Raw genomic sequence first — 23,084 nt, 5'->3', positions numbered from 1 at the left:
TTCACAGGTCGTCGCCATCGCCGAGATCGGCGGCAGGCTTGGCGGCGGTGGGGCGTGCGTCGCTGCGGGCGATCGCGTGCTCGGCCGGGGACGAAGCCACATCGAAGGCGACCCTGCTGGCACCACTGACCAGCAGCGCTTGTCCACGGCCGAGGGTGGCCAGGCTGCGTGCCTCGCCGGCGGTGAGCCCGAATGCCGTCTTCACGGCGTCGATGGCTTGCGGTGCTTGACGCATGAGGATCTGGGTGGCGGCGTTGGAGATGACGGCGGTGCCCAGGGGTGAGGTGAGCAGGTCGGCGGCGTCCTGGGTGACCACCGCGAGGCCGGCGTGGCGCTTGCGGGCGGCTTTGGCCATCTTGAGCAGGAACTTCGCGCCCTCGCCGGTGCGCATCAGCAGCCACGCCTCGTCGACGACGACGAGCGTGCGCTGACCGCTACCGCCGTCGGATTGGCCGGGATCGGTGGGCTGGTCGACGCCGCGCCAGATCGCGTCCAGGGCCAGGAGCGTGCCGACGGTCCGCAGTTCGTCGGGCAGCTGCCGTAGCGACCACACGACCAGGTGGCTGTCGGTGTCGGTGGTGTCGGGTGCGTCGAACAGGTGCGACCAGTTGCCCGACACCCACGGCGCGAGCCGCGTCGACAGGTCGGTCGCGGCCGGGTCGGTGTCCAGCTGCGCGGCCAAGTCGGCCAGCAGCGGCGCAGGCCGCTGCCAGGTGGACGGGTCGGCGGTGATCCCGGCGTCGGCGTAAGTGGCGAGGATCGCCCGGTCCAGCGCCGCACGCCCGGCCGCGTCCATGCCCGCGCGACCGGTGCCGTGCTGCTCGTCAACGGCGGCGAGCATGAGACTGACCAGGGTGTGCAGGAACAGCGCGCGGCGTGACAGTAGATCCAGTCGGCGATCCCCCGCGGGCAGTTGCAGCGGGTTCACCTTGACCTTCGGGTCGCCGAGCGCGACGACCTTGCCATCCACGTGCGCGGCGAGGGCCTGGTACTCGTGCTCGGGGTCGATGACCGCGATCCGCACGCCCTGGTACAGGTTGCGCAGAATCTCCAGCTTGATCAGGTAGGACTTGCCGGCACCGGATCGGGCGATGATGACGGAGTTGTGGTTGTCGCAGGACCAGCGGTCCCACCACACGACCCCGGTCCCGCCCGTGGTGGTGCCGTAGAGGATCCCGCCGCTGGCCGGCGGCTGGCCAGGCAGCGGCGCGGGCAGGTCGTTGGACGCGAACGGGAACGCCGCGGCAAGGCTTTCGGTGTCGAACACCCGCCGCAACCGCAACTCGTCTACGCCCAGCGGCAATGTACTGGTGCGGCCCTGCAGGTGACGGAACGTGACCGGTTTCAAGTCGAGCAGGGTCGCCGCTGCCGCGCTGCACAGCTGCGCTCCGGCGTCGGCGAGGGCGGCGGTGGTGGGGGCGTGGACTGTGAGGTACACCCCGGCGCGGAACAGCCGGGAGGCACCGCGGCCGATGCGGTCGGCGAGGTCGGCGGCGTCGTCGGCGGCGGCGTTGACCCGTGGGTCGTCCAGGGCGCCGCGGCCGGCGTCGAGCCGGCGGGTGGACTCCAGGCGGGCGCGCTGGCGGCGCAGCAGCGCGGCGGCGGCCTGCCCGGCCAGGGGCTCGATGTGCACGGCGGCGTCGATGCGCAGCGGTAGCGACAGCACGCCGGTCAGCCATCCCGCGCCGACTTCGGCGGGGTAGTCGACCACGGCGTAGGTGGCTGAGAAGCCGGTGTCGGTCTGCACGTGCCAGGCACTGACCTGCGCTCCCGCCGGGCCGAGCCCGGCCAGGTCCGCAGCAGCGTCGGTGATGGTGCCGGCGTCGGTCATGGTGGTCTTGGTGGTCTTGGTGCTCATGGCTTCCTCCGGATGGGTTGGCCGGGCAGTGCCCGGCGGCTGAATGCGGGCGGGTAGCCGGGGTCGGCCGCGGCGGCCAGCACCGCGGCGGCGATGTCACCGGTCAGGACCTGGGCGGGTAGACCGAGACCGGCCAGGGCGCGGGCGCTGTCAGCGGCGGTGCGGGCCGCTGACAGGCCGTCGCGGCCGGTGACCGCGACCAGGACCTGCCGCCGTAGCGGCTGGCGCGCCTGGTCGAGGCGGCGCAGGAACGCGGCGTGCTCGACTGCAGCGGCGCGCAGCGCGGGGGAGGGCAGGTCGTCGGCCTGCACGGCGAGGGCGTCGGCGTGGGCGACCAAATCCATCGGCCGGGTGGATACCGTGACCTGCGCTGGTGTGGCCAGGGTGTTGAGCCAGCGGCCGAACCCGTCGAGCAACCCGGCCTGCTCGTTGGGGGTACGCAGGGCGAGGTTGGCGGTGCCGGTGGCCACCAGCACCGTGGTGTGCTTGGGCGTGGTGATGGCGCCGTCGGTGTCGATGCCGGTGGCGGGTAACCGCAGCAGCCCGTCCGGCCGGGCCTTGGCCGGCCCGCGACCTGTCGCGGGCCTGTTGGTGGCCAGGCGGCGGGGCTTGAGCCTGAACGTGACGCCGTGGGCGAGCCAGGCGTCCATCGGCAGGCCGTCGCGGCGGCCGAAGCCGAGGCCGAAGGCCAGTGCGGCGAGAGGGACCGCCCCGACGATCAGCAGCGGCAGGGGTACGACGTTGTGCAGCAGGCGCCACAGGCCGTAGCAGGTGGACAGGGTCGCGCCGAGGACGGCGATCTGACGGAAAGTGAAGCCCCAGACGATCTTGTCGGGGGCTTCGATGTCGGCGGGCATGACCGCGCCGGGCCCGTGATCGGACATGACGATGACTCCCAACAGGGTCAGAGAACGACAGGTGGTTCGGCCGGCGTCGCCGGCCGTGGGGCCTGGCCCTGGGGCTGGGCGGGCCGGCCGGACGCAACCGGCCGGCGGCCGCCGCGGCTGGCGCGGGTGAGCCGCTGCACGATGAGGACCTGGCTGATGTAGCCGAGCAGGCTGCGGGTGGGGTGCTGCATCACATACCGGCCGACCAGCGCGGGGATCTTCGCGGTGAGCATCAGCACGACCAGCGACGCCAGCAGGTGCCCCTCGGCGCCGTCCGGAAACGGCATCGGTGCCTCGCTGGTGCTCACGTCGTCGGGAGGGCTGACGATCAGCGCGACACCGAGCGTGAACGTGGCACCTTGCAGGACCTGTACTGCCAGCACCCCGAACGTGGAGCGCCACCACAGCCGCGGCACGCCCTCCAGTTGCGGCACCGCGTAGCAGGCCATGGCCAGGGGTGCGAGGCCGCACAGCACGATGAGGATCGCGATGCGGATGTCCCACAGCAGGAAGATCCACACCGCCATGGCGATCACGACGATGAGCAGGAACGCCGACAGCAGCGAGATGTTGCCGGCGTCGACGTCGGTCTTGATCCGGGTGTAGGTGGTGCCCCACCCGGCCCACGGGTCGAGGTTGGCGTCTACCAGGGCCATGGTCAGCGAGTTCGCGCCCTGCAGCAGCAGTCGGCACATCGGCAGCGACCAGTGCGCGGCCATCAGTCCGACCAGCAGCCGCGGCATGAGCTCCTTGACCCCGTAACGGATCTGGTAGCTCTCGTAGGTCATCACCGTCACTGCGGAGGCCAGGATCGCCAGCACGTAGGCGCTGTCGACGATCCACAGGCACTTGCGGGAGAACTCCTCCACGGCCGGCAGCAGCGTGACGTCGGGCATCGTGAACGCCGACCTGCGCAGCAGTTCGAGCGCGAACTCCCAGCAGGTCAGCAGCGCGGCAACGAGCCAGCCGAAGGCGGCGTTCAGTACGGCGCCCATGTCAGCGCCCGATCGGCCCGGGCATCACGGCGGCGGCGCCGGAGGCAGGGGTGTGGGTCTGCAGCGCGACGACCGCGCTCATGCCGTTGCTCGGCCTGTCGGTACTGCCGCCGTCGCTGTCGTCGGCGCCGACCCCGAGGATGCTGTTGAGGATCCCGAAGATGATGGGGGTCAGCAGCGCCAGGGCGTAGCCCTTCAGTGCGCTCTTGAAGTGCTCCTTGCTCTTCTCGATCTTCGCGGGGTCGCCGCCGGCCATCGTGTAGTACGCCGCGCCGATGGTCGCGAACACCGACGCGACCGCGAAGATCAGGTTCATGACCCAGGTCTGAATCGCGTCGATGATGTCCGGGAGTGGTTTGACGGCGGCTAGTACGTCGGTTGAGGCCGCAAGGTGTTCGGTGAGCTGGTAGGCGGTAGACACTGCCGGTCCTTCCCCGCCCGGCCCCGGGGTGCGGCTCAGGTGGCATCGGCTTGCGCGCCGTTCGCACCTTCGCCTCCGGGGAGGGCGTTACGAGTTGGTGGAAGGTGCGGCAGGTCAGCCCCCCCGGTCGGCGGATCGGCCGGTGAGGGCTCTCCTCCCTGGCTGGTCACCTGATGGGGCACGTGTCAGCACGCCCGTTCAGGAGTGCCGGGCGAACCGCGTGACCTTGAGAGGGGCTGTCCTGCCGCACTGCGCGACCGGTCCCGCCGATGGGGCAGGGTGGTGACGCAACCGGTAATCAGCTGCTGTCAGCGGAATCGAACGCCGTGTCGTGCTGACAGTGGCTCAGCGCGTGGCCGCTGACAGCCGCAGCGCACCCGCGGGCAGCGCTGACAGGGCAGCTCTCGGGGGCGTTGGCAGGCGTAGGACAGTGATCCAGTGCCCGGTAAATCCGCGCGGTTCCTATGGGCTCTGACAGCTAGCGGTGCGCGGCTGTCAGCGTGCGGCGGATCTGCTGTCAGCGCCGACCCGTCACGACAGTGCTGACAGCGTCACGGCGGTGGGCGAGGCTGCGGACACGATCGAGGGGACCTGCCCTGCGGAGGCGACCATGGTGATGGTGGCCGGCACCCGGTCGCAAGCTCCGTTCGAGTCGATCAGCGTCCAGGTACCGGCTGGCCGTGGCAACAGTGATCTCGGACGGGATCGACGAGGAGTGCGCGACGGGCGCCTGCCTATCCGTTGGCCATTACTTTGCGCAGTGGATATCGAGTCGCTGCTCACCCAGTGTGAACGGTAGACTCACCTCCTTAAATCTCTTCAGGGCAGGAAGAACTGGTGTCCTCCAAAGCACAGCACCGGCGGGTATGTCAGTTTTGCGGGCAGTTCGGCTCCTCCAAGGCGCACGTGATCGGCCAGGCGCTGCACCCCGTTCTCGGTGACCACCCGTCCCGGACCACCCTCCGGTACACCGCGGAGTACGCGGGCGACCAGTACCAGGTCAGGGAGTATCAGCCGCGCACCGATCGGAGCCGGCCGCTGCTCGACATTGTCGCCATGGCCGTTTGCCGGGACTGCAACAGCGGCTGGACGAACGAGATCGAGGCGGCCTCCCGCAACGCGATCAGGTCCCTGGTGGCGGCCGCCTCAGTGGGCTCCGGTCACCGCGTCGACCTGAACGCCGAGGAGGCGAGCGCGGTTGCGACCTGGGCGGTGCTCGTGAGCTGGACGCTGGAGGTGTCGAACTGGGAACGCGGGAACCGGGAGCCGGTCACCACCCCGGAGATGCGGCGTGACCTGCTCACCAGCAAGGTAGCGCCGGCCAACGCGACGGTGGCGATCGGACAGCGAGCGATCGACAACGTTTTCCACAGTCAGCAGGCCGTGGGGTATGACGAGGGCGAGGTCGAGCAGCACGCCCTCGTGACGCTGCTGATCCTTAGGAAGCTGGTGATCTACGTGGCCACCTTCGACCACCAGGAGAACCTGCGCCCCGCGCCACCGGCCGACTGCTGGAGACCTATCTGGCCTAACCGGCCCCGGTGACTACGTTCCCGCCGCGTCGACCGCTGCTCGGCGCGGACCTGGAGCGGGCGCGCAAGGACTTCCGGGGTTGGCTGGAGGTGCCGGACGCCCCGTTCGTCAGGGTGCCGTAGCTCGCCAGGAGCAAGGCGAAGGCCCCCGGGGTTCGCTTCCGGGAGCCTTCTCGGCGGTCGGGTTCCTCACGTGCGTGCGGCCGTGAAGGCCATTGACTACGGTCACGGCGCTCACGCTATGTCTCAATGGCGGAGTCGGACGGCCCCCTATTTCCTCGCCGATCAACAGCGGGAACCAAGAGCTCGTGTCGTGCCGGGGGAGGGGCTCAGGTGAGAGTGCCGTCCCGTAGCGCGGCGACGATCCGCAGTTCAGCTCGGCGCCGCACCATGCGCAGCGCCTGCGCCGGCCGGCCGAACCGGTCGGCGACCGTCTCCACGGAGGCGCCTTCCAGGCGGGTCTCGGCGATGAGCACGGCCTGGCTGACGGTGATGACGCCACGCGCCACGGCACGGCCGAGCAGCAGATCAGGGTGTCCGTACAAGGGCCGGGGCTCTTGCGACTCCTGGGTCGTCGACCGGGCCAGGCGGTGCTGCTTGTCGGCCCAGATGAGGCGGTGACCGGCCCGCCTGCCGCGCCACACCAGCGCCGCCGCCAGCCGGTCGCTGTCTAGGTCGACGCCGCGCACGGCCTCGAGGAACCCCGTCAGGACCTCCGAGTCGATGTCGTCGCGGTCGCCGCCGTACTCCTCATACAGCTCACGCGCGGCGCGTTTGAGTCCGGGCAGTGCCAGACCCGCGGCGGCCACGACCCACTGCGGCCCCCACTCGCGGGCGGCGCGGCAGACCTTGCGCCACACCGCGTCCCGGGCGGCGTAGGAGGTATCGGCCGACAGCAGTATCTGCTGCAGCTGGTCCAACGGCACGATCGCCGCGGGAATGCCGAGTTCGGGGTCGAAGTCGCGGCAGTCCAGCGACAGCGGCACCGGCGGCTGGACCAGAAGGTGGAACGCGCGCTGCGCCGCCCGCAGCGCGGATCCGGGCCGCGGACGGGTCCGGGTACGGCGATCCTCGGCCGGGGTGAGGACGGTCTCGGTGGTCATCGGTGTCTCCTGCGGGTCGGACGCCGCACGGATCGCGACGTGCCACCAGCGCAGCCGCCCACGCTGACAATCGCTGACAGGCCAGCTCGGCCGTCCGAGCACTCGCCGGCGGTCAGCGCGGGACAATCTCCCCACTTCCCACCGCGCGATCTCTGACAGGTCTATATCCGGTGGTCAGAGCTGATGCAGGGGTGCGGATGGCATTCGGGCGCTGTCAGCGGCGCCGTCGGCGCGAACGAAAGTTGATCTCCGCTGTCAGGAAATCGCCGCGTTCGATTCCGCTGACAGACGCGATTACCTGATGTCAGCACGCCACGCCTCAGGGGGCGAGGGCCACCACGGCCATGACCCCGAAACCCACCGCCGACCGACTGCGCACCGCAGGCTTCGACCTCGTACCCGGCGAACCCGCCGTGCCCCTGGCGATCCTGCGCACCCCATCCGACCCCGCCGACACCACCGACGGCCTCGGCCTGACCCGGCTGGCCATGATGCTCACCGTCGCCTACACCGGCGCCGGCGCCATCGTCTACGACACCACTAGCACCCGCGCGTTCGGCACCGCCGCCGCGGTCGTCGGCTGCACCCACCGCCGACTCACCCCCGCCCGCCTGCGCAAGGTCACCGCAGCCCCGGGGGCGGGCGACGGGGGGCTGCTGGCCGCGTACTGGCCCGCCGACCTGCCCACCGACGCTCTGCTGGCCGCAGCCCGCGTGCTGCTGGCCCCCGGCGGCGTGCTCGCCACGATCGTGGAGCCCCGCCGCCACGCCAGCGACGTCAGCGCCCTGACCGGCGCCGCCGCCGAGGTCGGCCTGACCTACCTGCAGCACCTGGTCGCGGTTACCGGCACGGTCCACGACACCGCGATAACCGCCCACCCGGAACAGACCCGCCCGCGCGGCGCCGTGCACGTACCGGTGCACCGCGACGTGCACCTGTTCCTCAACCCCGCGGGAGGCCCCTCATGAACGCCAACGAGCCGACGCGGCTGCTGCCAGTCTCCGTGTGGATCACCGCGCAGCAGACCTCCCGCGCCCAGCGCAAGGACCGCTACCTGCCGGAGGCGATCAAGCATCCGGCGCGGATGCTGCCAGCGATCGCTGCGCACGCCATCGGCCGCTACACCAACCCGGGCGAAATCGTCGTCGACCCGATGTGCGGCATCGGCACGAGCCTGGTCGAGGCCGCATACCTGGACCGCCGTGGTGTCGGCGTCGAGCTGGAGCCCGCCTGGGCCGACATCGCCCGCGCCAACCTCGCCCACGCCACGACCCACGGTGCCACCGGCAGCGGGCAGGTGTACACCGGCGACGCCACCATGCTCACCGACCTCGTCCCTGCGGAGCTGTTCGGGCAGGTCTCGCTCGTGGTCACCTCCCCGCCGTACGGGCCCGGCGTGCACGGGCAGGTCGACGCCCTGCCAGGCGCAGGGGTACACAAGCGACACGACCGCTACAGCGACAACCGCGACCGACGCAACCTCGCCCACGCCGGCTGGCACGGCCTCACCGAGGGGTTCAGCCAGATCCTGGCCGGCTGCGCCGTACTGCTCAAGCCCGGTGGATACGTGGCGGTCACGGCCCGGCCGTGGCGGCAGAACGGCAGCCTCGTCGACCTGCCATCGGCGGTGGTCGCGTGCGGGATCGCTGCAGGGCTCGAGCCTGTGGAGCGATGCGTGGCGCTGCTGGCCGCGGTCCGTGACGGACGGTTGGTGCACCGGGCGTCGTTCTTCCAGCTGCACTCAGTCCGCAAGGCGATCGGCGGCGGAGTGCCGCAAGCGCTCATCGCCCACGAGGACGTGGTCGTGTTCCGCAGGCCGAGAAACCCCGCAGGTTCGCTCTAACTCACGTGGGACTTCGCTGGAACCCGCGAATCCGTTCAAAGGCGTGCATTAACGGACCCGCGGGTTCGCGGCGACGCGCCAGTTACGCTGGCCACTTGGGCGATCCAACGAGCGAGCAGGCAGACGAGGTCAGCGGTCAGCGTCGTAGAGAACATCGACCGGGCTGCCGCCAACCCATCGCTCCACCCGCCGGGTTAGATCGCCGATATCCTTCACCTGGTACCTGACCGTGAGCTCGACGACCGCGTCAGCGCCCTTACCTCGCATTGCTTGCCATCGGTCATGCGGGTAACGGTCAACATCGACAAACACGTCAGTGCCGCGTCTCGGCGCGCTCGGCACGTGCATGCTGCCTGTGTTGTATGGCGCAAGCTGAACTGTGTCGGCGTGGCAGGCCAACAGCCGGGCGGTGTCGACGTGGATAACCGTCGCCGCGTTGTTGCGATAGCGCTTCGCGTCAAGCAGGCGTCGCAGACGGGTGAAGCTGAGCCAGAAGAAAACACGCTCATTAAGAGCGTTAAGGTAGTCCTGAGCTGCGGTGCCTTCGGTCAGACACTGATCCAAGAACTTCAACGGAGCCTGGTCGCGGATGACGGCATAACCGTGCTGGGGATGTTCGATCACTACGGGCTTGCTGCGCACGCTGCCCAGTATCGACGTGCGGACTGTTGCAGCTGGATCGAACAGATCTACGATCGCACGCGTGCTCAGCAACCCGTTCGCACGTATTGAGGGCCATGTGCCGTCCTCGGCCATATGAAACAGAACAGGATAAAGCCTGACCAGCTCGCTTCGCTCCATGCGCAGAGGCTACGGCGCGCCGGCGCGAGCCTCGATCACCTGAACGTCCTTAACTGAGGCTGATCAAGCGTCACTCCGCCTGGCCTTGTGATTTCGCCGCACCTGGACGAACTCGCTCCCGATGGCAACCTGGCGTAGTCAGTCAATGCCTAGAGGGAGCGCCAGCTGTCGAACCACCCATCGGCTTGATCGGGCCGCATCCGTGCTCACAGTGCGCCGTCAGACAAGGCGGCGCCCGTGGAACCTCGTGCCCCTGGGCGGCCTAAATCTGAGGTCGTTGCCGTTGGGGCGCTCGATCATTGCGAATTGGATCGGCTCGGCCGTACCGACGGGGTCGGGGGCGTCAGCCTGTGGGGGGCCGGATTCAACGTCCTCCCACGAGTGCGAGAAGGGGCTGCCATGGCCCGGCACAGACCCGAGTTTGCGCAAGATTAGGGCCTCCGTGCTCGTGGCCAGCGGTTGGTCCGAATCTGGCCGTCGATGTTCATGAACGTGATCTCCGCGTACATCGGGTGCAGCACCGCATCTTGGTCGGCGTATGTGAACCTGATCCGACGCCGCCACTGGCGTGATTCACCACCGGCAAGGACTGGCGTCACGAGGGCAAGGTGTAATGCGGGATCGTCGATGCGTCCGGTGTTGTGCACGCGGCGCACCGGAGCGCCAAAGGACCACAAGATCTTGACATGGTCTATGGGCAGTCGCCCCGGGTTCTGTGCGGTCACCTCATACACCCAGTATGCCAGCCCATCATCGCCACCGCGGTCCGGAGCTTCGACCGCGCGCCATGACACCACCACACCGGTCTCGGCCACGCGGCGGTCATAACGAGCTTGGCGGTTCAAGAGGAACAGCTGCCAACCACCAAACAGCAAGCCGACAGCCGCCACTGCCGCAGAAACCACTCCGGCCCACTCGGCCACATTCGCCTCCTTGTCCATCAACGCCCCGCCAACTTAGCGGACCGGCTTCCTTGATGAACCCGGGAAGTGGAGAGGTCTGGACTCCCCGCCGATCGCGGGCATGGGCGGGGTGCAGGTCTGGCGCCGAGGGGCTCGATCGGCGGTGGGGCCGGTCGCCGCTGGGTAGCCGCGGTCCACTAGCCGATCCCCGATTGGCTTTGGCCCGTTGCACTCACTCCGAATGCGACACAACCTTAAGGCCGCCGATCTTGACCCTTCGTGCCACCACGGGAGGCTGTACGTACTAACCGATCGGGCCACATGAGATCTACTAGCCGCCTGACACTCGTGTGCGGAGCGTGACTGCTCTAGTGTGCTGGAGTGATCTGCATCCGCGCCGTTTTCGCGATTCGGCCCTGAACGGAGGTCTGCCTTGTCGGCCACCGAGACTGTCGACCGTGCTAGCGGTGATGCTGGCAGCCGAAGGTTCGTACCCTATCGGACCGCCTTCGAGACACCCCTGGACTACCGTGACGCGTCGATCCGGGTGCGCGAGCAGATGCGTGCGTGGCTACGCCAAAAAGGCTACGACGTCGGACGTTTTGACGCGGACGAGACTAGGGTTGCCGCGACCGCCGTCGTAGTTCACACGCAGACCAGCTCCGCTTCGGTTTGGCAGATGAGGGAAGAGCTTGGCGGCGGCGTCGTCTGGGTGAGTACCGTAGGCGTCGCACGTGGGCGAGCAGACGAGAACAACTGGATCTGTGTCAACGTCGAACCCTCGGCGCCACATGGTGTAGCCGCACCATCGGCTAAGGTGCCGACGATTGTCCGGCTGATTCTCGACGCCGTTGATGCGTTCGACGGCGATTCGCTGCTTCGGGCACGTCCCACGGTCGTTCCTTCATCGAGCGTGGACGACCTACTCGACCTGGTATGCCTCGACACCCGGCGTCTTCCGATCGTGGTGGCCGCTTCTCCGGCTGACGGGGTTTTCGAGGAGTGGCGGCAGGTCATCGACCGGCTTGCGTATCACCTACCAGGTTTGGCCAGCACGTACCTACTGGACCCAACTGCGGTGCAGTTTTTCAACGAGGGCATAGGCTCCACCCACGCGATCGCGCCCGGCTGGGTGCGTACCTACCTGCCAGGTGTTGATCCGGCGATGTCGGAGGACGCGATACGCCACCGTCTGCTGAGCCGTGGCCGAATCGAAGCCGAACCAGCCCGCGCTGCACGGGTGATCGCGACATTGCCGCGCCAGCTTGCGGCTCATTCACTCCCGCCGGCTGCGGTACGTGGGCTGGGCATCGCACTGCGCGATAGTGCTAGGGAAATCCGCACTCCGGATGCGGACATCGCGGCCCTGCGGAAACAGGTGGAGGTGCTCGACGAGCTGCTATCCATCGCGGACGGCAACATCGAACAGCTCACCCAAACCATCAGCTACCAGCAGGCCGTGCTGCTAGATCTCACGGACGAAGTCCAGATAGCGCGAGACCAGATCGAGTCAAGAGAAGCTTCGATCAGCGAGTTGCGGCGGCGCCTGGTCGCGGCAGGCCGGTACGACGATGCGTTCCATCCCGTGGAAGAGGCACCATCACTTCCGAGCTCGTTCGCGGAGGTCTTGGACCGAGTGCTGGAGCTCGCCCCGTACGTGACTTTTACCGGGAGCGTAGACGACTGCCTGGACCTCGACGAGCAAGCGTTCAACGCGTCCGCGGCCCAGTTGGCGTGGAAGGCGCTCACAGCCCTCAGTGACTACGCCCGCGCCAAGTCAGAAGCCGGTTTCCAGGGCGATTTCAAACATTGGTGCGAATGTCCACCAGACGGTGACTATGCGACCATTCCCGCGGGGAAGGTTGCCCGTGACGAGTCCGAGACCGTCCGCAACAACGGCCGGTTCAGCCGCATGCGCGTACTGCCTGTACCCGTCGACGTGGACCCTCGCGGCCATGCCTTCATGGGCGCACACATCAGGCTAGGCAACTCATCTATGGTGGCACCGCGCATGCACTACCTCGACACCGGCGGCAAAGCGATCTATGTCGGCTATATCGGCAAGCACCTGCCTAACACCCAGACGTGACGATCGCCGCCAGGCCATGTCACACAGACCGATTGGGTCGCGCTGAGAGGAGCACCAGCCACGATGGCACTGTCGAGGACGACGCATGAGACTCCGTTGGACAGTGGCCGGCTGCGCTGGCCGCTGCCCGAACTGGGAGAGTTTCCGCAGCTGCCACCTCTTGCCGGCAGTTTGATGTCGAACCTTGCGGCTGCGGGCTGGCAGCCGGAACCGAACTCCGACGCGTCGCGATGGCTGCGCCTGGCGACCTGCCACTCCAGCTTCATGTACGAAGCAGGTGAAACGCCCGTATCTATAGCCGCGCTGGGGGCTCTTTCCACCGTCGGATCGGCCTGGCTTGGAGTGGCAGTCGCCGACGTCGCGGTGGCCGAGGAGCGGCTAGCCGACCGAGGAGTGCAGAACAGACTGATCGTGAAACTGCGGGACCCGATCCTGCGACGTATATCCGAGACATTGACCGTTGCCGAGGTGATGGCTCTCGGCAAGGGGGAGGAGCCCAACCGTGGACGGCCTGACGGCGTCGAGCTGAATGTGACCCTGCAGATCCTTGGCGTCATATCGCTCGCGGGTGGCTATCGCGCAGTGCGCCAAATGGCGGAGCGGGACTTCGACGTCAACGACGGCGATGACCATGAGCTCAACGTTGACTGGTGGACGCACCTGGTCAACTCGAAACCTCATGGCGAGTTCGAGCTCGAGGCTTCCACGGCGGGACCTGACCATGATCTGTTTCACGTCGCGGTGATCCGCGACCGTGGGTCCCGCTGCGGGCGCGGCGAGGGTCGTCGCAAGAAGGACGCGCGAGCAGCGGCGGCACGCGACTACCTGCGCGAGGTGGGCGCCGTGCCGACACCGGCTCGCGAGAAGGCAGTCAGGCTGAAGGGGGAGCCGCTGGCGTATCGCCGCCTCGCCGACCTCCACGACCGGACTGTCGACCGCCTCCATATGGAGTTCGACGTCGAACCGGGCCGACGCGCCTACCTCCAGCAGGCCCTGACCCACGCCTCATGGACCTACGAGCACCCCGACGCCCTGCAGAAGTCGAACCAGACTGATTACCGACTGCTCGCCAACCATGGCTCATACGTGCTCGACGCCTATGCGGCGAGCTTCGTCGCGCAGGAACGGCTCGTCGACGCACTATCAGAAGCGGGCAATGTAGGTGCGATCAGGAACCTGCCAGAGGGCGCGTACTCGTCTGTCTTCGATCGCCTCGCAGTGCGACCGGCACTCTTGCTGGGCGCCGGACAGAAGGACCAATGTCCGCCGACGATAAAGGCCGACGTCGTGCAGGCGCTCACCGCCGTTGGGTGGCGCTTCGGAGGGGGCCGGGAGACATACCGACTTCCCCCTTTCATGATCGACTGGATCCGTTCTGCGGCGCTCGAACACGATCTTGATAGCCTCTCCCGCCTGACGCGCATCTGCGCCGCGTTCGGCGGCACCGTCACGGCCGAACACACCATCGTCGGACCAGGACACCAGCAGGAAGTCACGGCACAACTTCAAGCCACCCTGGGAGACATAGTCCTCGCGGGCGCGGGAGGCCCCACCTCCGGAAAATCCGGAGCATCGCAACAGGCCGCACACCACCTGCTGCGACTTTTCGCACTCGGGTCCGGTGACGACGGCACTCGCTTGACAAGCGCCGAGCGTGCCCAGAGCGCCGCACTCATCCAAACCATGATCGAGCAGTTCCCGCAGCTGTCTGGTCGCCGCCTGCAGCGGTGCGTCAACGACGGCCTACTCGGCCTAGATCGGATCAGATCCGCTGCAGTCAACGGCATCGATGCATTCCTGACTTGGGCGGAAAGCGTCGACGAGATCCTCGGTCCGATGCCGGAGACCACTTACGAACAACTGTGCTCGATCTACCGAGGCGTCTGGACCACCTCGCGGGGCCGCCGCCTAGAGCAGGCTGTGCACAGCGTCGCGACCTGGGTCATGGGCCTCGACCCCGAAGGCGAGGTGGAAGTACGTGCCGCTGCCGAATGGGACCAGATGCTGGCGGTGACCGCCGCGCTACGAGCTGCGACAACCAGGCGCCGCGAGCCGATCGCAGAACTTGTCGCCAGGTGGCAGCAGTCATCGCCTAAAGAAACTGCCGGTGGGCCATCAACCGACCTGGTACTGGGACCGGGCGAGGCCGCCGCGATCGATGAATGCATGAACTGGCTGCGGCGCACGACCGGCGCTGATGACGCTAGTCAGGCGGTAGCCGTCCGGGTGCTTGGCGACGGCGTACGAGTCGAATGCGCCCTTGCACAACCGGACCAGCAGGACCGGATCCGGCCGCTTGCCGACCTGCTCACCGAGCTGGTGCCGGGCGTCCAGATCTTCGTCGAACCCGCCAAGTTCGCGATTACCGCACGGTTCATACCAGAGACCGACCACCGCTCGGTGGCCGCTGTCGGGCTGCTGGCAAGTGGCAGCCCTATCGACCACAGCCAGCTCAGGCAGCTAGCCAACGTGCTGCACCGTCTAAAGAACGATTTGGTGTGCTTGGAGGACGCAGCACGCCGTGCCCGGACCGGCGACCGCCTGTCGCGGTTGCGGAAGCTGGCCGACGCGGTCGCCCACCACCAGTCTGCCTGCCAGCTGGCAGGGCACCTTAGCCGGACCAGGGGCACTGCCGGCCACACCGGCGAAGAGACGATAGAGATCGGGCGCTGGCTCGACGAGTACTGCGCCGGGCAGATGCTGCGGCTGAGGACGGGGCTACGGCTCACTCCACCGAGCCGAACGGGTCTGCTCGAAATCCAGGTCGCGCCGTCGTTGCTCACCGAGGTACTCGACAACCTAGTCAAGAACGCCGCCGAGGCACTCGCCGAAGGCGGTGTCATCTCGGTGGACTGGCACTCCGAACCCGGACATGTCGCCATCGTGGTGGAGGATGACGGCCCCGGCTTGCCACCACGTGTCCGGGAGGCATTCATGCGCGACGAGACGGTCCCGTCGTCTAAGAACCACGGGTCCGGCCTCGGGTTGTGGCTGGTGGGCAACACCCTGCGCCGGATGCGTGCGGGCATGAGCTACCTGCCTACCGACCGCGGCGTGCGATGGCTAATCCGGCTGCCTGTGCAAGGCCTCACCGAGGACCCATCCCCGGCCCCGGCAGCAGACCAGGACGACGAGGAGACCAACATTCCAGTGGAGTCGCACGGCACGCCTGAGGAGACGAGCGAAACCGGCACGCCTGAACCGACGATCGTCGGACGCGGGAAATGGCGCGTGCTGTTCGTCGACGACCAGCAGAACGTAGCGCACACGATCGCACAGCACATCGAGAGCGTCGCCGACGTCATCGACTTCGCCGCGGACGGAACCAGCGCACTCGCACGACTCGACGAACAGTCATACGACGTGATCGTGAGCGACCTGCAGATGCCACCGGGCACCTGGGGCGGTATCTGGCTGCTTGACCAGATACGCGCCCGTGGTCTACGCACACCGGTGGTGGTGCTATCCGGCGAGGGTGGACAAGCGCAGACAATCGACGCCCTCAACGGCGGCGCGAAGGCATACGTGGTCAAGGCCCAGGCGAGCGAGGACCTGACCCCCCGACTCGAGGCTGTCATGGCCGAACACCAGCGAAACGCCATAGCCGACGTCCACCGCCTACCGCTGCCGTTCGTGCTCGGGATCCAGCGCTTTCAGGCCGAGGGCGACCTCAACCTCAAGCTGCGCTTCGGCCACCGCGCCGTAGAGGACTCGCTGCGTTTCCTGTGCTGCATCGGCCTGGGCGAGACGGCGGTCGGCGAGACACCCCTCGCACCTGCCAGCGCCGTGTCCAACAACATGACCATGGGCAGATGGCGTGGCCTAGCCCAACGGCTGCAGCGACTGCCAGACAGGAACGCATACACCCACCAGGTCCTGCGCCACGTTGATGCCGACCGACTCAGGGCCGTCGTCACCGATCGCAACAACGTCGGCCACGGCGCCGAGCCGCGCCGCGACGAACTCGACCGCATGCTGAACCTCACAACGCAGGTACTCGATCAGCTCGCTGTCGGATTTGCGCAGGTAGCCCCCGACGCGGTTCTAATCCGGCAGAGCCTGGACTATGACGATAAGCAGTTTTTCATCACGGCCGCCCGGGTCACCGGACCTGGCCCCGTGCTGCCGAGCGTCACCATGAGCAGTGCTCTTCCGGTCGATCGTGACTCCGTGGGGCTGTGGCGGCCGCAGAGTTCTTGGATCCCGATGCTGCCCTGGCTGGTTGCACGGCAAGGCGAGTCACGCGGTGAATGGTCGTTGTCATGCTTCGACGGCTTCGACCTCGCAGGAAGGGGCGATCTCGCTAAGGTGCGGTACCGGGCATTCGGCTCTGACCAGGTCTGGCAGGCACCCGCCGACCGGCAACTCACGGATCTGCTGACGGGGCGCCAGCCAAGCGATCGGTCAAGTCTCTGACGGCAACCTGGCCAACACTGCAGGAAATGAGCCAAGCCCGCCTGGGCCGACATCCCCGGCGCCCACCTCACCCACGCCGCGACCCGCGGCGCCACCGGCAGCGGGAAGGTATAAGCCGGCGACGCCACCATGCCGAGCGGCGCGTGGTTTTGCTGGCCGCGGGCCGCGAAGGACGGCTAAGCGCCCGGGCGTCGCTCTTCCCGCTGTACTCGGTTCGTAAGGCGATCGGGGGCGGTGTGCCGCACGCGCTTATGGCATATCAGGACGTGGTCGTTTGCGGTGCCCGCGAAAGTCCGCAGGTCGGCTCTAACTCGCGGGTGCTATGGCGGGAGCCTGTGAGTCCGTTCAGGCCTTCATGCGTCAACGGACCCGTAAGTTCGCGGCGACTCGCCGGGTTGGCGGCGTTCGGTCAGCGACGGCGGCGTTCGGTGCCACCAGTGGAGAGGATGCGCAAGGGCAGTTCGTCGAGTGGCCGGTCATGGCTGGCGATGGTGGTGCGTCGCTCGGTCAGGTCGACGTGGCCAAGCAGCAGGGCTCAGATCTGGCCAGGACGGCGGCGGGGATAGCGGCGAGAACGACGAAGAACTCTACTGCGGTGGTAGTCCGTGTGCGTACAGCTTGGTCGATGTCGTCCTGCGTCCGGTGTTGCCAGGTCGGGTGCTTTTGGTCGGACGCCGAACGCAGCAGGTCGGGTTCTAGAAGACGATCTTGTGGTGCCCGGCCCCAGCCGAACAGCGATTTCAAGCTTGCGCGAGTCGCAGGCAGACGTACTCCTGGCAAGGAAGGCGGTCACGTCGTTGCGGGTTACTTCCCGTAGGTGGTGGTAAGGCCGCTGATCAGCGCACCAATGCGGGGTGGATCCCGGGCAGGCATGCGTAGGGGGTCGGCCTACGTACCTGAGCCGCGTTGTCAACCGAGTGTATGAATGTGCGGTGCTCTTGTAGCAAACCTTGTCGGACCCGGCGAGAATGATGCCTGACGGCGCGGAGGCCTTGAGCCAGCCACACCCGGCGGGCCGAAGGCGCTGCAAACAATCGAACGCCACGCCCGAGCGTTCTGATTGCAGCAGCAGCGGTCAAGGTCACGGATCTGTGCTGGGTCGGAACGCGAGAACTGGCATCTCGGCCTGGCCGTCTGGGACGAGTGTCTCGATTGAGAAGTCAGCTCGACGGCAACCCACGTCCACCTGACGCATTGCGGGAACACAGCCATGACCATCAGCTCGCCCCATTACGTCACGACCACCATCGACGCCAGCGGTCGCCTTGCCGATCGAACACCTGTTAGGTGTCTCGGCTGGCCGGCAGGCCTGCCTGTCTCGATCACCGCCGATCGGCACAGCGGGATCATCCTGGTTCAACGGCACGGGCCCTACGTGATCACTCGGCAGGGTCACCTGCGACTGCCGGCGATCATTCGTCATCGCCTCCGGACGAGCATCGGCGACACGCTACTCGTGGCAGCTCTGCCCGACGCGGACATGATCGCGGCCTACACCTCGGCTGCGCTCGACTACATGGTGTCGAGTTACCACACCACCATCAGAACCGGGACAGGCCGATGAATCAGTCCAACGACCCGTCAGCACGCGAACTGGAGGCGGCTCGCCTACTCCTCGCCCGGCTGGGGATCAGCCCTGAACAGCTCACCGACCGTTCCGCCGAAGCGCCGCAGCATGTTCCCACCTTCGACGATTACATCGACCGTGTATCCAAATCCGTCAGCGTCGGGACGCTGAGGGTGTACGAAACGTACTGGAACCGCGTGCGGTCGGCTTGGGGCGGTCGGCGACTCGACGAGCCGACGCCCCTGGAGATCAGAGAGCTGGCCGAACGCATGAAAGAGCAGCTCGTCATCAGGCGCAACGCCCGAGGCGGACGATCCGCCGCCGAACACCTGATCGCGTCGCTGCGCTGCCTCTACCGATCCGCGGTGGCAGACGGGCTGATCCTCGACCGAGCCAATCCCGCGCTACGGGTCGCCAAACCGCGACGACTGGCGAGCACCCGACGGGCGCTGCGGGCCGGCGAACTCGAGCAGATCAGGCGAGCCGCGGAAGAGACCGGCAAGGACCCCGATCTTGACACCTTGCTGATCGATCTGCACTCACAAACAGCGTGCCGCCGCGGCGGCGCGCTTGCGTTGCGCGGGTGTGACCTCGACGCGTCACAGTGCCTCGTGCGGTTACGTGAGAAGGGCGGAACCGAGCGCTGGCAGCCCGTTTCTCCCAGTCTGATGAGCCGGCTACTGGCGCACGAGGGGGAGAGGGGAGTCGACGACCCCCTCGGCCAACTCCTGCGCAGCCGCAAAGGCGAACCGGTCACACGTCGTAGGTATGACAGCCTGTGGCTGCAGATCGGCAAGCACCTTCCGTGGGTGGCTGTCCAGCAGGTCAGCACCCACTGGCTGCGTCACACGACACTCACCTGGGTCGAGCGCACGTTCGGCTACGGCATCGCCAGGGCCTACGCCGGCCACGACGGAAAGGGCAACGCCGGCGCCACAGCGACCTACGTCAGAGCCGACGTGTACGAGGTAGCCATGGCGCTAGCCGCCTACACCAACGAGCGCCACCCGCTTGAGTTGGACGAACGCCTACGGTGTGCCATCACCTGTGCCGCGGCGTCCGGGCCCGTCGTCCGCGCGCCGGGGGAGCGGGGAGAATAAGGGAAACAGAGTTGCCCCTGAACAGACCTCGAACGGACTGGAGAGCGCCGAACGGCGTTGATCACGGTTCGTGCGGCCTAGTGGCCGTCCTAAGCAGGCAAGGGCGCGGCGCCGCCATTGTCGCGTCGGTGGCTTCCAGGTCACGCGGGTGAGTCAGGCTTCGACGCGTCCTAGTACTCCAGTTGCAGTTTGCCTTTCGAGTATCTGTGCTGGTAGTGGCATAGTTTGCCCTGTGTTGATGGGCTCGACGCCACCATGACCATCGATTGACTTGATCGTTGGTGGAGGTCGCGGCGGTCAGGTGTGCCAGGAGACGGCGGACCTCGGCGACTGTGAGCGGGACGAGCCAGGCCGTCGCCAGCCAGATCGATCATCCTATGTAGACTCCCGCGCTTGTGGCTCTTGATGACCTTCACGGCTGGACGGCGTCGTTCGACGACCTGATGGCGCGTATCGCCGGCCGGTTCTACCGGGCCGAACCACGCAGAAGAGTTCGTTCGTACCTGCTCGCTTTGCTGTCGCCGATCGCCGGCAAGAACGGCTGGACGATCGCCGAGACCGCTGGCGAAGCAACGCCGTGGGGCATGCAACGGCTTCTCAACGGCTCCTGCTGGGACCCGGACCAGGTCCGAGACGACCTGCGCGACTACGTCCGTGAGCACCTCGGTGACCCCGACGGCGTCCTGATCGTCGATGAGACGGGGTTTCTCAAGAAGGGCGTCAAGTCCGCCGGCGTTCAACGCCAGTACTCCGGCACCGCCGGACGGACCGAGAACTGCCAGCTCGGCGTGTTCCTGGCTTATGCGGGCCGACACGGCAGGACGCTGATCGATCGGGAGCTCTACCTGCCCCGCGGCTGGTGCGAGGATCTGCCGCGACGCCGCGAGGCAGGCGTCGACGACCACATCACCTTCGCGACCAAGCCGGCGTTGGGACTGCGGATGGTCGAACGGGCGCTGCGGGCCGGGATGCCCGCCCGGTGGGTGACCGCAGACGAGGCGTATGGCCAGGACTCCAAGTTCCGCCTTGCTCTTCAAGAGCTGCGCGTCGGCTACGTCCTGGCGGTGCCGCGCAGCCAGAAGATCCCTACCGAAGGCGGCTCGGCCCGCGCCGACGCCCTGATCGCCTTCGCGCCCGAAGAAGCCTGGAAGCGCCGCAGCTGCGGCAACGGAGCCAAAGGGCCACGCCTCTACGACTGGGCCGCAGCGACCCTGCCCGACACCGGAACCGCCGACCACGGACACACCCGATGGCTGCTGATCCGCCGATCGATCGCCAATCCCGCCGAACTTGCGTTCTACCTCTGCTACGGACCCGACGACACCCTTGACGAGGAGCTGATCCGGGTCGCCGGAGCCAGATGGTCCATCGAGGAATGCTTTCAAAGCGCCAAAGGCCAGGTCGGACTCGACGAATACCAGGTCCGCAAATACCCCGGCTGGTACCGCTACATCACGCTCGTCATGCTGGCCCACGCCTTCCTCGCCGTCACCGCCGACCAGGCGAAAAAGGGGGCGCCGGGCGACCTGGGCTCATCCCGCTCACCCTCGCCGAGGTCCGCCGTCTCCTGGCACACCTGACCGCCGCGACCCCCACCAACGATCAAGTCAATCGATGGTCATGGTGGCGTCGAGCCCATCAACACAGGGCAAAACTAGGCCACTACCAGCACAGATACTCGAAAGGCAAACTGCAACTGGAGTACTAGCAAGTAGGTCATCCGCCTGTGCTCATGGGTGGGCCAGTGTGATCGCGGGCGACGGATATCCGCTGGCGTGCCTTCTCGTCTCGTCCGCAGAATTGCGCACGTCACCGTGGACCGGCCGCGGCGGCGCCCACGGGGGTATGCGATGACGATCGGCGCACGACTCAGACGCTGGCTGCTGGAACCACCCCAGCCTGCGGCCTATGTCGCAGATCCCGATTACCTGCCGCTGCCTGCCGAGCCGGCGCGACTGGCGCAGTCGCTCAGTGACCCCCACGCTGACCCGGGCGGCGTCGCGACCGGCTACTACAGCGCTGCTCGTGACGGCGACGATGCTCAGCGCGCGACGGCGCTGCAGATCCTGGCGGCTTCGTCGGGCAGCTGGTGGGCACGGTTCGACGAGGCACTGCGCGCGAAGTCGTGGTGGGTGCAGCGCTGGTCGCAACAGGCCGCAAGCGCACTCGCCGAGGACACCGCAGACCTTGTCACCCTCATCGGCGCCGGCTGCCACCACGACGGGCGGCTGCGCGAGGCCGCAGCGATCCGCCTCGCCGAGCACGGCCACCCGGCAGCGATAGCCGTACTGGCCCTGCGCTGCGCCGACTGGGCGCACCCGGTACGCGAGGCCGCCCGCACTGCGCTCAGCCGTCAACTCACCGACGACCTGGACATCGCACGGCTGCGGCTGACCGCCGACCTTGCGCTGACTCTGCATGCCCGCAGACACGGTGGCTGGCTCATGGAACAGATCGAGCGGCTCGTGCCCCGACTGCCCGACCACGGACTGGCGGCGTTGCTGTCCACCGCACACCCGCGGTTGCGCCGAGTTGCATACCGGATCGCCATCGCTGGCGGGCGCATCGATGTGCCCCGCCTGCTCACCGCGGCGTTCGCCGACCCCGATCTCGGGGTACGGCGGAGCTGTGCCGACGCGGCGATGAACGCCGACGCGGACCTGTCCGTACTGCGGATTTTGCGTACCAGCCGCACCGGCAGCATCCGCGCGGAGGCGATCCGACGCCTGTCACGGGCGGGGGAGTTCGACGCGGACGCGGGCCTGTCCGACCGCCACCCGCAGGTGCGCGAGATCGCGTACGCGGCGCTGCGCCGCCGCGACGGCGATCCGGCCGACCACTACCGCCGGCTCATCGCGGCCGAGCCGCCGGCTCCGGGCGTCATTGCGGGACTTGGCGAAACCGGCAACGCCGCCGACACCGCCCTGATCACGCCATGGCTCACCCACCCTGCCACGCGCGGCCGGGTCGCTGCGGTGCGAGCACTGCGCCGCCTCGGCACCGCACCTGTCGACGCGCTCGCCGCGCGGCTGACCGACCCATCCCCCGCAGTGGTCCGGCACGCCGCAGCAGCACTCAGCGTACGAGCCGCCGAAGTCGACGAGCCTGAACTGGAGGCGCTGCTCCGACCAGAGCAGGCGCCCAACGTGCGGATGGCCGCGTTCCGGATCTGCGTAGCCCGCGACCCGTGGACCCGGCTGACCGTATCGCTGCGACTGCTGCACGACACCGACCAGCAACTGCGAGGGGCAGCCGAGCACGAGGTGCGGACCTGGCCCGGCTACGGCCGGTTACGCCCCATCGACCCGCAGCTCGTGCAAGAGCTCCACACGCTGCTCGCGCTGGCCGTCCCCGTCCTGGGCAAACCACTCGTCGACCTGATCCGCTTCTAGGCTCGTCTCAGCTGAGGCGGCGGCGCGTGCGCGCAGCAGCGTGACCCCTCCCGCCAGGTGCCGTGAACTGCCGCCAGAGTCAGCGCCGACCCAGTGCCGGTATGCCACGAGCCACTCGGCTGCCTCGACTCGGCTGCACGACCTGCATATCGCGGCGAGGCGTCTGCCTGGAGGAGCG

At 67.7% G+C, this 23,084-nt stretch carries 16 protein-coding genes; 9 read left to right on the top strand and 7 right to left on the bottom strand.

Annotated features, from left to right (window positions below; all coding sequences use genetic code 11):
* Position 1: 1 nt before the first annotated feature.
* The 4 genes from F9C41_RS16185 to F9C41_RS16170 are packed head-to-tail and all read right to left on the bottom strand — an operon-like array spanning position 2 to position 4,161.
* A complete protein-coding gene (locus F9C41_RS16185) occupies positions 2-1,831 on the bottom strand; it encodes a VirB4 family type IV secretion system protein (RefSeq protein ID WP_155387976.1) in 1,830 nt (609 codons plus the stop codon).
* A gap of 23 nt (positions 1,832-1,854) precedes the next feature.
* A complete protein-coding gene (locus F9C41_RS16180) occupies positions 1,855-2,742 on the bottom strand; it encodes a PrgI family protein (RefSeq protein WP_155387632.1) in 888 nt (295 codons plus the stop codon).
* 20 nt (positions 2,743-2,762) lie between these two features.
* Entirely contained in the window at positions 2,763-3,740 is a 978-nt protein-coding gene (locus F9C41_RS16175) for a hypothetical protein (protein ID WP_155387631.1), read from the bottom strand.
* Between the two features lies 1 nt (position 3,741).
* Complete coding sequence (locus F9C41_RS16170; RefSeq protein ID WP_155387630.1) at positions 3,742-4,161, bottom strand: pilin; 420 nt, start codon at positions 4,159-4,161, stop codon at positions 3,742-3,744.
* 837 nt (positions 4,162-4,998) lie between these two features.
* Between F9C41_RS16170 and F9C41_RS16165 the strand changes: the two genes are divergently transcribed.
* The gene (locus F9C41_RS16165; RefSeq protein WP_155387629.1) at positions 4,999-5,706 is read left to right on the top strand and encodes a hypothetical protein; all 708 of its coding nucleotides are present in this window, start codon (positions 4,999-5,001) and stop codon (positions 5,704-5,706) included.
* Between the two features lie 316 nt (positions 5,707-6,022).
* Here the strand turns inward: F9C41_RS16165 and F9C41_RS16160 are convergent, their stop codons facing one another.
* Entirely contained in the window at positions 6,023-6,796 is a 774-nt protein-coding gene (locus tag F9C41_RS16160; protein WP_155387628.1) for a hypothetical protein, read from the bottom strand.
* Between the two features lie 344 nt (positions 6,797-7,140).
* Between F9C41_RS16160 and F9C41_RS16155 the strand changes: the two genes are divergently transcribed.
* Entirely contained in the window at positions 7,141-7,764 is a 624-nt protein-coding gene (locus F9C41_RS16155) for a hypothetical protein (RefSeq protein ID WP_155387627.1), read from the top strand.
* Positions 7,761-8,639: a TRM11 family SAM-dependent methyltransferase gene (locus F9C41_RS16150; protein ID WP_155387626.1), complete on the top strand. Its 879-nt coding sequence runs from the start codon at positions 7,761-7,763 to the stop codon at positions 8,637-8,639. Before F9C41_RS16155 ends, F9C41_RS16150 begins: the two co-directional genes overlap by 4 nt.
* 129 nt (positions 8,640-8,768) lie before the next feature.
* On the opposite strand, the gene F9C41_RS16145 is transcribed toward F9C41_RS16150, so the two are convergent.
* Positions 8,769-9,440 carry a DUF7002 family protein gene (locus F9C41_RS16145; RefSeq protein ID WP_155387625.1) on the bottom strand — a complete coding sequence of 224 codons (672 nt, stop codon included), beginning with the start codon at positions 9,438-9,440 and terminating at the stop codon, positions 8,769-8,771.
* Between the two features lie 431 nt (positions 9,441-9,871).
* Positions 9,872-10,363 (bottom strand): hypothetical protein, encoded by a 492-nt coding sequence (locus F9C41_RS16140; protein WP_155387624.1) that lies wholly within the window; start codon positions 10,361-10,363, stop codon positions 9,872-9,874.
* A gap of 412 nt (positions 10,364-10,775) precedes the next feature.
* Between F9C41_RS16140 and F9C41_RS16135 the strand changes: the two genes are divergently transcribed.
* The 6 genes from F9C41_RS16135 to F9C41_RS16110 all read left to right on the top strand — a co-directional run bounded on the left by F9C41_RS16135 (position 10,776) and on the right by F9C41_RS16110 (position 22,906).
* Positions 10,776-12,431: a hypothetical protein gene (locus F9C41_RS16135; RefSeq protein WP_155387623.1), complete on the top strand. Its 1,656-nt coding sequence runs from the start codon at positions 10,776-10,778 to the stop codon at positions 12,429-12,431.
* Positions 12,432-12,494: 63 nt separating this feature from the next.
* Entirely contained in the window at positions 12,495-16,847 is a 4,353-nt protein-coding gene (locus F9C41_RS16130) for a response regulator (protein WP_155387622.1), read from the top strand.
* A 1,210-nt stretch (positions 16,848-18,057) separates the two neighbouring features.
* Positions 18,058-18,411: an AbrB/MazE/SpoVT family DNA-binding domain-containing protein gene (locus F9C41_RS16125; RefSeq protein ID WP_155387621.1), complete on the top strand. Its 354-nt coding sequence runs from the start codon at positions 18,058-18,060 to the stop codon at positions 18,409-18,411.
* Positions 18,408-19,514 (top strand): tyrosine-type recombinase/integrase, encoded by a 1,107-nt coding sequence (locus F9C41_RS16120; protein ID WP_155387620.1) that lies wholly within the window; start codon positions 18,408-18,410, stop codon positions 19,512-19,514. The genes F9C41_RS16125 and F9C41_RS16120 overlap by 4 nt, the downstream gene beginning before the upstream one ends.
* Before the next feature lie 443 nt (positions 19,515-19,957).
* Positions 19,958-21,094: an IS701 family transposase gene (locus F9C41_RS16115; RefSeq protein WP_155387975.1), complete on the top strand. Its 1,137-nt coding sequence runs from the start codon at positions 19,958-19,960 to the stop codon at positions 21,092-21,094.
* A gap of 270 nt (positions 21,095-21,364) precedes the next feature.
* Entirely contained in the window at positions 21,365-22,906 is a 1,542-nt protein-coding gene (locus tag F9C41_RS16110) for a HEAT repeat domain-containing protein (protein WP_155387619.1), read from the top strand.
* Positions 22,907-23,084: the final 178 nt, after the last annotated feature.

Source organism: Catellatospora paridis (assembly GCF_009720365.1).
In the GTDB taxonomy this organism is placed as follows: Bacteria; Actinomycetota; Actinomycetes; order Mycobacteriales; family Micromonosporaceae; genus Catellatospora; species Catellatospora paridis.
Note: the sequence above shows the minus strand (reverse complement) of the source record. Positions and strands in the feature narration are given on the sequence as shown.

Excerpts from the sequence above, each read along its gene's own strand:
- F9C41_RS16180 (WP_155387632.1), bottom strand. The coding sequence starts at position 2,742 with ATGTCCGATCACGGGCCCGGCGCGGTCATGCCCGCCGACATCGAAGCC.
- F9C41_RS16155 (WP_155387627.1), top strand. The coding sequence starts at position 7,141 with ATGACCCCGAAACCCACCGCCGACCGACTGCGCACCGCAGGCTTCGAC.
- F9C41_RS16160 (WP_155387628.1), bottom strand. The coding sequence starts at position 6,796 with ATGACCACCGAGACCGTCCTCACCCCGGCCGAGGATCGCCGTACCCGG.
- F9C41_RS16185 (WP_155387976.1), bottom strand. The coding sequence starts at position 1,831 with ATGACCGACGCCGGCACCATCACCGACGCTGCTGCGGACCTGGCCGGG.
- F9C41_RS16150 (WP_155387626.1), top strand. The coding sequence starts at position 7,761 with ATGAACGCCAACGAGCCGACGCGGCTGCTGCCAGTCTCCGTGTGGATC.
- F9C41_RS16120 (WP_155387620.1), top strand. The coding sequence starts at position 18,408 with ATGAATCAGTCCAACGACCCGTCAGCACGCGAACTGGAGGCGGCTCGC.
- F9C41_RS16145 (WP_155387625.1), bottom strand. The coding sequence starts at position 9,440 with ATGGAGCGAAGCGAGCTGGTCAGGCTTTATCCTGTTCTGTTTCATATG.
- F9C41_RS16130 (WP_155387622.1), top strand. The coding sequence starts at position 12,495 with ATGGCACTGTCGAGGACGACGCATGAGACTCCGTTGGACAGTGGCCGG.
- F9C41_RS16110 (WP_155387619.1), top strand. The coding sequence starts at position 21,365 with ATGACGATCGGCGCACGACTCAGACGCTGGCTGCTGGAACCACCCCAG.
- F9C41_RS16125 (WP_155387621.1), top strand. The coding sequence starts at position 18,058 with ATGACCATCAGCTCGCCCCATTACGTCACGACCACCATCGACGCCAGC.
- F9C41_RS16175 (WP_155387631.1), bottom strand. The coding sequence starts at position 3,740 with ATGGGCGCCGTACTGAACGCCGCCTTCGGCTGGCTCGTTGCCGCGCTG.
- F9C41_RS16115 (WP_155387975.1), top strand. The coding sequence starts at position 19,958 with ATGGCGCGTATCGCCGGCCGGTTCTACCGGGCCGAACCACGCAGAAGA.